Source organism: Arthrobacter sp. AOP29-A2-19 (genome assembly GCF_058138025.1).
Genome location: NZ_CM176894.1, coordinates 1,996,302 through 2,008,741, shown reverse-complemented (window position 1 = coordinate 2,008,741; position 12,440 = coordinate 1,996,302). Strand labels below are relative to the sequence as shown.

General features: G+C 69.0%; 13 protein-coding genes. 8 read left to right on the top strand and 5 right to left on the bottom strand.

Going from position 1 to position 12,440, the window contains the following annotated elements:
• Nucleotides 1–26 precede the first annotated feature (26 nt).
• The 3 genes from frr to AC3ZJJ_RS09330 all read left to right on the top strand — a co-directional run bounded on the left by frr (nt 27) and on the right by AC3ZJJ_RS09330 (nt 2,174).
• Nucleotides 27–548: a ribosome recycling factor gene (frr, locus tag AC3ZJJ_RS09340; RefSeq protein ID WP_489895769.1), complete on the top strand. Its 522-nt coding sequence runs from the start codon at nt 27–29 to the stop codon at nt 546–548.
• Nucleotides 548–1,483, top strand: coding sequence for a phosphatidate cytidylyltransferase (locus AC3ZJJ_RS09335; RefSeq protein ID WP_489891553.1), 936 nt, complete (start codon nt 548–550; stop codon nt 1,481–1,483). Before frr ends, AC3ZJJ_RS09335 begins: the two co-directional genes overlap by 1 nt.
• 106 nt (nt 1,484–1,589) lie before the next feature.
• Nucleotides 1,590–2,174 (top strand): DivIVA domain-containing protein, encoded by a 585-nt coding sequence (locus AC3ZJJ_RS09330; RefSeq protein ID WP_489891552.1) that lies wholly within the window; start codon nt 1,590–1,592, stop codon nt 2,172–2,174.
• Between the two features lie 18 nt (nt 2,175–2,192).
• Here the strand turns inward: AC3ZJJ_RS09330 and AC3ZJJ_RS09325 are convergent, their stop codons facing one another.
• Genes AC3ZJJ_RS09325 through AC3ZJJ_RS09310 form a run of 4 tightly spaced genes read right to left on the bottom strand, consistent with a single transcriptional unit; the run spans nt 2,193 to nt 5,993 of the window.
• Nucleotides 2,193–3,671, bottom strand: a complete 1,479-nt coding sequence (locus AC3ZJJ_RS09325; RefSeq protein WP_489891551.1) for a sodium/solute symporter — start codon at nt 3,669–3,671, stop codon at nt 2,193–2,195.
• On the bottom strand, nt 3,668–4,039 hold the full coding sequence (locus tag AC3ZJJ_RS09320) for a hypothetical protein (protein ID WP_489891550.1): 372 nt from the start codon (nt 4,037–4,039) through the stop codon (nt 3,668–3,670). Before AC3ZJJ_RS09320 ends, AC3ZJJ_RS09325 begins: the two co-directional genes overlap by 4 nt.
• Nucleotides 4,040–4,077: 38 nt before the next feature.
• On the bottom strand, nt 4,078–4,794 hold the full coding sequence (locus AC3ZJJ_RS09315) for a LytR/AlgR family response regulator transcription factor (RefSeq protein WP_489891549.1): 717 nt from the start codon (nt 4,792–4,794) through the stop codon (nt 4,078–4,080).
• Between the two features lie 5 nt (nt 4,795–4,799).
• Nucleotides 4,800–5,993, bottom strand: a complete 1,194-nt coding sequence (locus AC3ZJJ_RS09310; RefSeq protein WP_489891548.1) for a sensor histidine kinase — start codon at nt 5,991–5,993, stop codon at nt 4,800–4,802.
• 182 nt (nt 5,994–6,175) lie between these two features.
• Between AC3ZJJ_RS09310 and AC3ZJJ_RS09305 the strand changes: the two genes are divergently transcribed.
• The gene (locus tag AC3ZJJ_RS09305) at nt 6,176–6,535 is read left to right on the top strand and encodes a DUF485 domain-containing protein (RefSeq protein WP_489891547.1); all 360 of its coding nucleotides are present in this window, start codon (nt 6,176–6,178) and stop codon (nt 6,533–6,535) included.
• 62 nt (nt 6,536–6,597) lie between these two features.
• Complete coding sequence (locus AC3ZJJ_RS09300; RefSeq protein ID WP_489895767.1) at nt 6,598–8,154, top strand: solute symporter family protein; 1,557 nt, start codon at nt 6,598–6,600, stop codon at nt 8,152–8,154.
• A gap of 107 nt (nt 8,155–8,261) precedes the next feature.
• Here the strand turns inward: AC3ZJJ_RS09300 and AC3ZJJ_RS09295 are convergent, their stop codons facing one another.
• Nucleotides 8,262–8,720: an Lrp/AsnC family transcriptional regulator gene (locus AC3ZJJ_RS09295; RefSeq protein ID WP_489891546.1), complete on the bottom strand. Its 459-nt coding sequence runs from the start codon at nt 8,718–8,720 to the stop codon at nt 8,262–8,264.
• A 189-nt stretch (nt 8,721–8,909) separates the two neighbouring features.
• Here AC3ZJJ_RS09295 and pdhA point away from each other — a divergent pair, with 189 nt between their 5' ends.
• The 3 genes from pdhA to AC3ZJJ_RS09280 are packed head-to-tail and all read left to right on the top strand — an operon-like array spanning nt 8,910 to nt 12,431.
• Nucleotides 8,910–10,040 carry a pyruvate dehydrogenase (acetyl-transferring) E1 component subunit alpha gene (pdhA, locus tag AC3ZJJ_RS09290; protein ID WP_489891545.1) on the top strand — a complete coding sequence of 377 codons (1,131 nt, stop codon included), beginning with the start codon at nt 8,910–8,912 and terminating at the stop codon, nt 10,038–10,040.
• Nucleotides 10,037–11,044 carry an alpha-ketoacid dehydrogenase subunit beta gene (locus tag AC3ZJJ_RS09285; RefSeq protein ID WP_489891544.1) on the top strand — a complete coding sequence of 336 codons (1,008 nt, stop codon included), beginning with the start codon at nt 10,037–10,039 and terminating at the stop codon, nt 11,042–11,044. Before pdhA ends, AC3ZJJ_RS09285 begins: the two co-directional genes overlap by 4 nt.
• 4 nt (nt 11,045–11,048) lie before the next feature.
• Nucleotides 11,049–12,431: a dihydrolipoamide acetyltransferase family protein gene (locus AC3ZJJ_RS09280; RefSeq protein WP_489891543.1), complete on the top strand. Its 1,383-nt coding sequence runs from the start codon at nt 11,049–11,051 to the stop codon at nt 12,429–12,431.
• Nucleotides 12,432–12,440: the final 9 nt, after the last annotated feature.

The window sequence follows — 12,440 nt, the reverse complement described above, 5'->3', positions numbered from 1 at the left end:
AAACCCTGCAGGACGTGGCCGAGAAGATGGACCGGACCATCGAGGCCGCCAAGGAAGACTTCGCGACCATCCGGACCGGACGCGCCAACCCGGGGCTGTACTCCAAGGTCATGGTGGACTACTACGGTTCGCCGACCCCGCTGCAGCAACTGGCGTCCTTCGGCGTGCCGGACGCGCGCACCATCCTCATCACGCCCTACGACGTCACCGCGCTGCGTGCCATCGAGAAGGCGCTGAGCGACTCGGAAGTGGGCGCCAACCCGTCCAACGACGGCAAGATGATCCGCGTGACCATTCCCGAGCTGACGCAGGAGCGCCGCAAGGAGTACGTCAAGATCGTGCGCGGCAAGGGCGAGGACGCAAAGGTCGCGATCCGCAACCACCGCCGCAAGGCGAAGGACACGCTGGACAAGCTGGTCAAGGACGGCGACGTCGGCGAGGACGACGGCGCCCGCGGCGAGAAGGACCTCGACGCGCTGACCAAGAAGAACGTGGATTCGATCGACGAGCTGCTCAAGCGCAAGGAAGCGGAGCTGCTGGAAGTCTGATGGCGAACCCCACACCGCCCGGCGACGCGGAGCCCGATCCGGCATTGCCGGGCCGGCCTTCGGTCGGCGGGCCAGCCCGCGAAGGTTCCAGGCGCTCCCTGCGCGAGGCCGGTCCCAAGGGCTCCCGCGCCGGACGCGACCTGCCCGCGGCCATCGCCGTCGGGCTGGTGCTCCTGGTGGGCGTCCTCGTGGGCCTGCTGCTCTTCCCGCTGGCTTTCGTGGTGATCGTGACGCTGTTCGCGGTATTCGGGTGTTGGGAGGTCAGCCGCGCCCTGGCGGAGGCCAAGGTGGACATTCCCCTGGTTCCACTGGGCGTGGGGGCCGTGGCGATGCCGTTCTGCGCCTACTACGGCGGCCCCGAGGCGCTCGGCTTCGGCCTCGCCGGGACGCTGCTGGTGACCCTGCTCTGGCGGGTCGTCGAGGGACGCGCAGGCGCCTCGCGTTCGGTGATGTCCTCGGCCTTCGTGGCGCTGTGGGTTCCGTTCCTCATCAGCTTCGCCCTGCTGCTGTTCAACGAGGTCGACGGGCCGCTGAAGGTGGCGACTCTCCTGCTGCTGGTCGTAGCAAACGACACGTTCGGATACCTTGTCGGCGCGTTCTTCGGACGGCACCCGATGGCGCCGAAGATCAGCCCGAAAAAGTCCTGGGAGGGATTCGCCGGCTCCGTCGGCGGGGCGATCGTCGTCGGCGTGCTCGCCAGCGTGCTGCTACTGCACCAGCCGTGGTGGGTCGGCGTTCCGCTTGCCATGGCGACCGTGGCGGCGGCGACGGTGGGCGACCTGTCCGAGTCGATGGTCAAGCGCGAACTCGGCATCAAGGACATGAGCAACCTCCTTCCGGGGCACGGCGGTTTTATGGACCGGTTGGATTCCATCGTGTTCGCGTCGCCGGTCGCCTACATCCTTTTTGTTTTGCTGCTGCCCGGTGCCGTCTAGGCCCGTTTCCGGCGCGACTAGGTAGGATTGTGCCAGCGGAGCGCCCCGGCGTTGCGCGCTTTCGTCATGACTACATCGGTGCAACGCCGGAGCTGAGGATAACGCTGTGAGCCAGGACCACGCCCAGAAGACCCAGGCCCCCTTCGAGCGGGTGGACCCGCAGGAATACGGCTACAACACCAAGCAGGTGGAGCTCTTCCTGGCCAGGGCCCGAGCCACCTTCAACGGGACCGGCGACGATGCCAGCGTTGTGACCAGCCACCTGGTCCGCCGGACGGCCTTCGAGCCGCAGAAGGGCGGCTACGACGCCCGCGAGGTGGACACCGCCCTGGACCGGCTGGAGGACGTCTTCGCCCAGCGCGAGCGCGACGCGCTGATCGACGCCGAGGGCGAGGATGCCTGGCTGCAGCAGGTGGGGCGCCTGTCCGCGATCCTGCGTGGACGCCTCCACCGCGAACCGGGCGAGCGCTTCCGCCGACCCAGCCGGCGCGGCGCCCCAAGCTACAACATCGAGGACGTCGACGAGCTGTGCACGCAGCTGGTGGACTACTTCGAGCACGACTCGCCGATGAGCGTGGATACCGTCCGCCGCGTGGTGTTCCGCGAGGCCAAGGGCCAGGAGGGCTACGAGGAGAGCCAGGTCGACGCCTTCCTGGACCGCGTTGTGGAGCTGATGGCCTCCATCGACTAGGTTTCCCCAGCCGGGGCGTCACCCGCCCGGTTCGAGCGGTTCCGGGGCATGCAGCCGGGCCATCACGGAATCGACCCGGGGTCGGGGCCCTGACGCCGGGAGGTGAGAGACCACCACCGTGGTGAGGAAGGCCAGCGGCACGCTCCACGCCGCGGGCTGGGACAGCAACTCGTACGCCAGCCCCCACTTCTGCGCGAACAGGCCGCTTGAGATCAGGGCGGCGCCGCAGGCCAGCGCCCCCGTCGCCATCCCGGCCACGGCGCCGCGCGCCGTCAGGCCCCGCCACCAGATCCCGAGCAGAAGCAGCGGGCAGATGGTGGAGGCGGTGAAGGCAAAAACGGCGCCGATCGCCCCGGCCAGGGCAAACGTGCTGGTGAGCAGAGCCAGCAGCAGGGGCACCGAGCAGGCCATCACCGTCGAGATCCGGAAGCCCCGCACGGTGCCGCGGAACAGGCCCTGGCTGATGACGCCGGCCAGCGAGACGACGAGCCCGGAGGTGGTGGAGAGGAAGGCGGCGAACGCCCCGCCCACGACCACGGCGGACAGCGCCTCGCCCGCCGTGCCGCCCACGATCCGGCCCGGCAGCAGCAGGACCGTGGCGTCCGCGTTGCCGGCCGCCGCAAGCTCCGGCGTGTAGGTCCGGCCCAGGATCCCGAGCACCGTTGGAAACAGGTAGAACAGCGTGAGCAGGCCCAGCACGATCGCCGTCGTCCGCCGGGCCGAGGGCCCGTCCGGGTTCGTGTAGAAGCGCACCAGGACGTGCGGCAGCCCCAGCGTGCCGAAGAGCAGGGCGACGATCAGCGAAATGTTGCGGTAGATGCCGGCGTCGCCGGCCGGAGCGGCGGGCGAGTCGAACGCCTGCCCGCCCCCGGTGGGCGACTCGCCGGCGATGCCCAGGTGCAGCAGGATGAACACGGCCGGGACGGCGAGCGCCAGCAGCTTGAGCCAGTACTGGAACGCCTGGACGAAGGTGATGGAGCGCATCCCCCCGGCGAGGACGGTCACGCAGACAACCACCATGACCAGCAGGGCGCCGAGCCAGGACGGCAGCGACGTGGTGATGCCCAGGGTCAGCGCCGCCCCGTGCAGTTGGGGCACGATGTAGAGCCAGCCGACCACCACCACCAGGCCGCTGGTGACATGGCGCGCGGCCCGTCCGCCCAGCCGGATCTGGGCGAAGTCGGGCAGCGTGTAGGCTCCAGACCGGCGCAGCGGGGCGGCCACAAACAGCAACAGCATGAGATACCCGGCCGTGTAGCCGATCGGGAACCACAGCGCGTCCTGCCCGGAGACCACGATCAGCCCGGCAACACCCAGGAAGCTCGCCGCCGAGAGGTACTCTCCGCCGATGGCCGAAGCGTTCCACCAGGGCTTGACGGTGCGGGACGCCACGTAGAAGTCGCCGGTGGTGCGGGAGATGCGCAGGCCGTTGAAGGCGATAAGGACGGTGGCGGCGACGACTGCGAAGACGGCGACCAGCGCGGTGGTCGGGTTCATCGGCCGGACACGTCCCGGTACCGGTCCTCGTTGCGGGTCGCGGCCCGGTTGAAGAGAAAGGCTCCCAACAGGATGATCGGGTACACGCCCAGGCCCAAAACCAGCCACGGGAGCGGGACGGTCGCCAGCCGGGACTCATGGATCTGCGGCCACGTGCCGACCAGGACCGCGAGGCCCACCAGCAGAAGCAGGAACCCCAAGGCCACGGACAGCGCAAGGCGCAGCTGGGACCTGATCAGCGACCGCACGTAGAAGTCGCCCACGGGGTCCGCCGCGGGGTCCGCGGAATCACGCCTCGGGGGACGGAGCACGGCCTCCGCCGGCGCCACCACGCGCACCCGCCGGGCCGGCTGGGGGATCTCGCTCACGGCGGCCCGCCCATCTCAGGCAGCCCGTTCCACGGTGGTCACAGTGGGCGCACGCGGTTGGCCGCCAAACGTTCGCGGAGGTAGGGTAGCGCGCGCCGGCTGACGGGAAGCTCCGTTCCGCCGACCATCACGGACGCGCGTCCGGTCTGCAGCTTCACCTGGTCGATCCTGTCCATGGCCACCAGGTAGCTGCGGTGGATCCGGACGTAGCCCGCCGACGCCCATTGCTGCTCCAGGTCGTTGAGCGGGACCCGGATGAGGTAGCTCGCGTCTGGGGTGTGGAGTCGGGCGTAGTCGCCCTGGGCCTGCACGTAGCGGATGTCGTCGCGCCGGATCATCTTGGTGATGCCGCCCTGGTCCACGGTGACGACCTCCGGCTTGGACCCGCCGTCCTCCATCAGCTCGCAGATGCGGCGCACGGACTCGGCCAGCCGCTCCGGGCGGATGGGCTTGAGGACGTAGTCGACCGCGGCCAGCTCGAACGCCTCGAGGGCCTGCGCCTCGTCGGCGGTCACGAAGACGACTGCGGGGGGCCTGCTGAAGCGCGAGATGGTCCTCGCGATGTCCAGGCCGGACAGCGCGGGCATGTGGATGTCCAGAAACAAGGCGTCCACCTGGAACTCCTCCAGTGCGCGGAGAGCCTCCGCGCCGGATGTCGCGCGGTGGATCTGGCCCACCCTTGCGTCCTGGGAGAGGAGGTACGCCAACTCGGCGACGGCCGGCAGTTCGTCATCGGCGACGACCACATTGATCATGCGTTTCATTCTAGGGCGTGGCGGCGCGCCGGGTGCGGCGGGCCGGCGTCGTTCCCGGGCTGGAATTTAGGGACGCGGAGGGTGATCAGCGTCCCCGCCCCCGGTGCCGTGTCGATCACCAGCCCGTGGTCGTTCCCGTAGACCTGCCGAAGGCGCACATCGACGTTGCGCAGGCCCACGTGGACGCCCTCCGTGGTTCCCGCCAGGACCGACCGCAGGGCGTCCGGGTCGATGCCCACGCCGTCGTCCTCGACGGTGATCTCGGCGAACTCGCCGCTGTCGCGCGCCGTGATGGTGATCAGCCCGCCGTCGGACTTGCCTTCGAGCCCGTGGCGGACGGCGTTCTCCACCAGCGGCTGCAACGACAGGAACGGGATGACGGTGCTGAGGACCTCGGGGGCGATCTTGAGCGCGACCCGGATCCTGTCGCCGAAGCGGGCCTTCTCCAGCAGGAGGTACCGGTCGATCGACTGGAGTTCCTCCGCCAGGGTCGTGAAGTCGCCGTGCCGACGGAAGGAGTACCGCGTGAAGTCGGCGAACTCCACCACAAGCTGGCGCGCCCGCTGCGGATCGGTGTTGATGAAGGATGCGATGGCGTTGAGACTGTTGTAGATGAAATGCGGGCTGATCTGGGCGCGCAGGGCGCGGACCTCGGCCTCCATCAACAGCGCGCGCGACTCGTCCAGCTCCGCCAGGCCCACCTGCGCGGCGACCCACGCGGCGACCTCCGTGGTGGCGCGGACCAGCCCGGCGTCGGCCCGCCGCGCCACGGACACGACCGTGCCCACGGTCCGCTCCTGGACCACGATCGGGGCGAAGACCGCGTCCCACCCGTCGAGGCGATGCAGCCGGGTCCGGCCGGAGGTGAGCGAGTCCGCGGCCAGGTCGATCAGCCGGTCCGGCGGCAGGGAGCCGTCCCGGGCGAGGACAGTGGTTGTGTCCGTGATCGCGAGCCCCTCGCACGCCAGCAGGCCGCGCAGGTGCCGGCTCGCCTTGGCGGCGCCCTCGCTCGTCAGGCCGCTGGCCAGGTGCGGCGCCGCCAGCGAGACGGTGTGCAGCGTCTCGTACGTTGCCCGGTCGGCGTCGGTTCCCAGGTCCCGCGAAGACCGGTAGATGCGGTATCCGACGAAGCAAACCACGGAGACGGCGACCATGACAATGGCCACGATCAGCGTGGTTTCGAGCGCGGTGGACATCATGTGACCAGCGTAGACCGGGCCGAGGGCGCCCCGTTCGCCGGTGCTGGCAACCGTTCGGCGCAACGAGGGCACCGCTCGGCACAACCCCGGTGTGACGGTCTTCACACCGGGCGTCGGTATGGACAAAAGTGATTCACGTCACTAGCCGCCCGGGCGGACGGTGCCATCCACAAGGAGGAAGCATGGGCAACAAGCCAGCGTCGGACGGTGTTCCGATCGAGGACTTCACGGAGGTCCAAAACAGTCCGGAGTTCACAGAGCTCCGCCGCACACACCGCAGTTTCGTTTTCCCCATGGCCATCGTGTTCCTGCTCTGGTACTTCGTGTACGTGCTGATGGCGGCGTACCTGCCGGAGTTCATGTCCATCAAGGTCTTTGGGAACGTCAACGTCGGCCTGCTGCTGGGCCTGCTGCAGTTCGTGTCCACGTTCGTCATCACCGGCCTCTACGTGAGCTTCGCCAACCGCAGGCTCGACCCGAAGGCCACAAAGATCCGCCACGAGCTCGAGGCGCGCATCGGCACCCAGGAGGCAAGCAAGTGAACGTCACCCCCCTAGCGGCGGCGGCCGTCGAGTCGACGAAGGTCGGCGATCCGCTCGTCAACATGCTCATCTTCGGACTCTTCGTCGGAGTCACCCTCGTCGTTGTGCTGCGCGCCAGCAAGAACAACAAGACGGCGGCGGACTACTACGCGGGCGGGCGGTCCTTCACCGGCGGACAAAACGGCACCGCCATCGCCGGAGACTATCTTTCGGCGGCGTCCTTCCTGGGCATCGTCGGGGCTATCGCCATCAACGGCTACGACGGCTTCCTCTACTCCATCGGCTTCCTGGTCGCGTGGCTGGTGGCGCTGCTGCTGGTCGCCGAGCTGCTGCGCAACACAGGCAAGTTCACCATGGCGGACGTGCTGTCCTTCCGCCTGAAGCAGCGTCCCATCCGCATCGCCGCGGCGACCACCACGCTCGCCGTGTGCCTGTTCTACCTCTTGGCGCAGATGGCCGGCGCCGGAGCGCTGGTCTCGCTGCTGCTGGGGATCGACGACAGGCTCGGCCAGTCGCTGGTCATCACGATCGTCGGTGCCCTGATGATCGTCTACGTACTGGTCGGCGGCATGAAGGGCACCACCTGGGTGCAGATCATCAAGGCCTGCCTCCTGATCGCGGGCGCCTTTGTGATGACCGTCTGGGTCCTGGCCATCTATGGCTTCAACCTGTCCGCCCTGCTGGGCGACGCGGTCGCGTCCGCCGGCACGGAGGCGATCCTGAATCCGGGGCTGCAGTACGGCGCCAACCCCGTCACCAAGCTCGACTTCCTATCGCTCGGCCTCGCGCTGGTGCTCGGCACCGCCGGCCTGCCCCACGTGCTGATGCGCTTCTACACCGTTCCGACGGCCAAGGAGGCCCGCAAGTCCGTGGTCTGGGCCATCTGGCTCATCGGTGGCTTCTACCTGTTCACCCTGGTCCTCGGCTATGGGGCCGGCGCCCTCATCGGTGCGGACCGCATCAAGGCCGCCCCCGGTGGCGTGAACTCGGCGGCCCCGCTGCTGGCGTTCGAACTCGGCGGCCCGCTCCTGCTCGGCGTGATTTCGGCGGTGGCCTTCGCAACCATCCTCGCCGTGGTTGCCGGGCTCACGATCACGGCGGCGGCGTCGTTCGCCCACGACATCTACGCCAACGTGATCGCCAAGGGCAAAACGACCCCGGAAAAGGAGGTCAAGGTCGCGCGGCGCACCGTCATCGTGATCGGCATCCTGGCGATTGCCGGCGGCATCGGCGCGCAGGGCCAGAACGTGGCGTTCCTCGTGGCCCTGGCCTTCGCGGTGGCGGCGTCCGCCAACCTGCCGACCATCCTGTACTCGCTGTTCTGGAAGAAGTTCAGCACCCAGGGTGCAGTCTGGTCGATGTACGGCGGGCTGGCCTCCGCCCTGCTGCTGATCATCTTCTCCCCGGTCATGTCGGGCAACGAGACGGCCATGATCCCCGCGGCGGACTTCGCGATCTTCCCGTTGAAGAACCCGGGGCTGGTCTCCATCCCGCTGGCGTTCTTCCTCGGCTGGCTCGGAACCGTCCTGGACAAGCGGACGGAGGACCCGATCAAGCAGGCCGAGATGGAGGTCCGATCGCTGACCGGAGTGGGGGCCGAGAAGGCGGTGGACCACTAGGGGGAAGGCCCGTCCTGCGGGCACCCACCACCCGGCAGTCAAAGAGAAGGGACCCTTCGGCGCGGACCGCGCGCCGGGGGTCCCTTCCCGCGCCGCCGCCCGGAACGCTACGTGGCCAGCAGCGGGCGGATGCGGTGCGGGATCAGTTCCGCCATCGACAGCGACGTGTCGGCCCGCTCCACGCCGTCGATGTCCAGGATGGTGCCGTTCACCCTGAAGAGGTCCTCCGCCCCGCGTGCGACCACGCGCGCCAGGATGTCCGCGCTACCGGTCAGGCCGTGCGCCTCGACCACCTCCGGGATGTCCGCCAGGGCCTCCACGATCTCGCCGAGCAGCCGCTGCTGGACGTGGATGTGCACGAAGCTGGTGAGCGGATAGCCCAGCGCCGCCGGATTGACCCGGCGTTCGAATGGCAAGAACGCTCCGTGCTTCTCCAGGCGTACCGTCCGCGCCTGGACCGTGTTGCGCGAGATGCCCAACTGCTGCGCGAGGCTCACGACAGTGGCCTTCGGATCCAGTGCGAGGGCGTCGAGCAGCCGAAGGTCGGTGTCATCCAAAGCGTGCATAGTGCGCAACTCTAGCACCGTGGATGGATGCCGAATAGTGCACCATGATCAGTTTTTGCGGCGGTGGTTGTGCGCGGTGGTCGCTGTGAGTATCGTCACATCATCCGCGGTGAAGGCTTCGCGGCAACTGTCCGGCGCTGGCGGCCACAAGCCGCCTGCGGTGAGCAATCGAGAGACAAGGGCCCACCGATGTCCCTGCACGAAGCACCATCCAGATCCCGGATGGACGATCTGGTGCAACTCATTTCGCCAAACGGCACGCGGACGCCGCACGTCGAGCTTGACCGCTGGGTCGAAGACGTCGACCCTGCCGCGCTGGCGGCCCTCTACACGGACATGGTCACCATCCGTCGTATGGATACGGAGGCGACCGCGCTCCAGCGGCAGGGCGAGCTGGCCCTCTGGCCTCCGCTGTTGGGCCAGGAGGCGGCCCAGATCGGATCCGGACGAGCGCTCCGAGCCGACGACTTCGTGTTCCCCTCCTACCGGGAAAACGGCGTCGCCTACTGCCGCGGCGTGGACTTCGCCGACATCGTTCGGGTGTGGCGGGGCAACTCGTCCAGCGGATGGGATCCGTTCGGGCTGAACATGGCGACGCCGCAGATTGTGATCGGCGCCCAGACGCTGCACGCGGCCGGCTACGCGATGGGCATCAAGTTCGACGGCGGCGATCAGGCCGCCATCACCTACTTCGGCGACGGGGCCACCAGCCAGGGCGACGTGAACGAGGCGATGGTCTTCGCGGCCAGCTTCCAGGCCCCGGTGGTCTTCTTCTGCCAGAACAACCATTGGGCCATTTCCGAACCAGTGGTGCTGCAGACGCACACCCGAATCGTGGACCGGGCCACGGGGTTCGGGATCCCCGGGATCCGCGTCGACGGCAACGACGTCCTCGCCTGCCTCGCGGCGACTCGCCAGGCGCTCGAGCGTGCGCGCACCGGAAACGGGCCCAGCTTCATCGAGGCGGTCACCTACCGCATGGGACCGCACACGACGGCTGACGATCCCACGCGCTACCGCGACGCCAACGAGCTCGAGAACTGGCGGGCAAAGGATCCGATCGAGCGCCTGGAGGCGCATCTGGTGTCCCTCGGGATGGACGCGTCCACGTTGACGGGGGACGCGGCGCGCAGGGCCGACGAGGTGGCCGCGCGGATGCGCGCGGGGGTCATCGGCATGCCGGAGCCGGAGGCGATGGAGGTTTTCGAGCACGTGTACGCGACACCCAACGTGTGGCTGGACCGTCAGCGGGAGCACTATGCGCTGTACCTGGAACAATTCGCCGGCGGGGCCGCCGCGGCGGAAGGAGGCCCGCGATGACCAACCTCGCGTTCGGAAAGGCAATCAACACCGGGTTGCGGCAGGCCATGGAGCGGGACCCCAAGGTGGTGCTGATGGGCGAGGACATCGGCAAGCTCGGCGGCGTCTTTCGGGTCACCGACGGACTCCAGAAGGACTTCGGGGAACACCGGGTCATCGACACGCCGCTGGCGGAGTCCGGCATCGTCGGTACCGCGATCGGCATGGCCTACCGCGGCTTCCGCCCGGTGGTGGAAATCCAGTTCGACGGCTTCGTCTATCCGGCGTTCGACCAGATCGTCAGCCAGATAGCGAAGCTGCACTACCGCACCCGCGGCCGCGTGCTGATGCCCCTCACCATCCGCATTCCGTTCGGCGGAGGCATCGGATCCCCCGAACACCACTCGGAGTCCCCGGAAGCCTACTTTGCCCACACGGCCGGACTGCGCGTGGTCAGCCCGTCCAACCCGCAGGACGCCTTCACAATGATCCAACAGGCCATCGCCTGCGACGACCCCGTGGTCTACTTCGAGCCGAAGCGGCGCTACCACGAGAAGGCCGACGTCGACCTGGACGCGCTGCAGGGCGCGCTGCCCATGGGGTCCGCGCGCGTTGCAGCGCCCGGAGAGGACGTCACTCTGGTGGCCTACGGGCCGCTGGTGAAGACCGCCCTCGCGGCCGCCGTCGCCGCCTCCGACGAGGGGATTTCGATCGAGGTCGTCGATCTGCGATCGCTCTCGCCCGTCGACTTCGCGGCGCTGGAGGAGTCGCTGAGGAAAACCGGGCGGTTGGTGATCACCCACGAGGCCGGCGAGCACGGCGGGTTGGGCGCCGAACTGGCCGCTAGCCTGACCGAGCGTTGCTTCGACTTCCTCGAGCATGCGCCGGTGCGTGTGACGGGCTTCGACATCCCCTACCCGGCGTCGAAGCTGGAGTTCCACCACCTGCCCGATCTCGACCGGATCCTCGACGGCGTGGACCGCGCCCTGGGTCGTCCCAACTCCCTTAGTTCACTGGAAGGCTAGCGCCGTGTTGAAGGTATTCAAGCTCCCCGATCTGGGCGAGGGCCTCACCGAATCCGAGATCGTCTCCTGGCGCGTGAACGTGGGAGATGTTGTGGACCTGAACCAGGTGATCGCCGAGGTGGAAACCGCCAAGGCGGTCGTCGAGCTCCCCTCGCCCTACGCCGGCACCATCGCGGAGCTGTACGAGCAGCCCGGCGCGGTGGTCGAGGTGGGTGAACCCATCGTTTCGTTCGAGGTCGCCGGGTCCGACGGCGGCTCGGCCGGCACCGACCTGCCGCGGGAATCGGCGGCGGCCCGCGAGCCGGAGCAGAAGCGCGAGCCCAACCTCGTTGGCTACGGTGCGGCCGTGGAGAAGGCGGGCCGCCCGGCGCGGCGGCCGCGCGGCCCGGTGCCCGCGGCCGTCCAGGGGGCCGGCCCGGGGGAGATCCGGGGTTCCGCGGAGCGGCCGCGGTCGACGCCGCCGGTCCGCAAGCTCGCCCGCGACCTGGGGGTCGAGCTGGAGCTGCTGCGGGGCACGGGGCCGCGGGGGGCCATCACCCGCGACGACGTCCAGTCGGCGGCCGGCGGACACGGGTCCACGGGAGCGGGCGGGGGAGCGCCGTCTCCCGGCGCGGTGGTGCCGGGGCCCGCGAGGACCGGCGGCGCGTCGGAGGACATCCGCCACGTCCGGACCCTCGGCGACCAGCCCCGCGAGGTGCGGGTCCCCATCCGCGGCGTGCGCAAGCACACCGCGGCGGCCATGGTCGCCAGCGCCTTCACCGCGCCGCACGCCACCGAGTTCCTGACCATCGACGTGACGCCGACGATGGAGCTCATCGAGCGGCTGCGGGCCAACCGCGTCTTCGCGGGGATCAAGCTCACGCCGCTCACCATCGTCGCCAAGGCGGTCTGCATTGCGCTCGAGCGGAGCCCGGCGCTCAACTCGCGCTGGGACGAATCGGCGCAGGAGATCGTGCAGCTGAACTACGTGAACCTGGGCATCGCCGCGGCGACGCCCCGCGGGCTCACGGTGCCCAACATCAAGGACGCGCAGTCGCTGGACCTGGCGGGAATGGGGCGGGCGTTGGCCAGCCTCGCGGAGACCGCGCGCGCCGGCAAGACGTCGCCGGCGGACCTCGCGGCAGGCACCATGTCCATCACGAATGTCGGAGTGTTCGGCATCGATGCCGGCACGCCGATCCTGAACCCCGGCGAGGCGGCGATCCTGGCCATAGGACAGGTGCGCAAGATGCCGTGGGAGCACCTGGGTGGGATCGCGTTGCGGCAGGTGATGACGCTCAGCCTGTCCTTCGACCACCGGCTGGTGGACGGCGAGCAGGGATCCCGGTTCCTGTCGGACGTCGGAACCATGCTCGCCGATCCCGGCATGCTGATCGCGATGGTCTAATACTCCGCT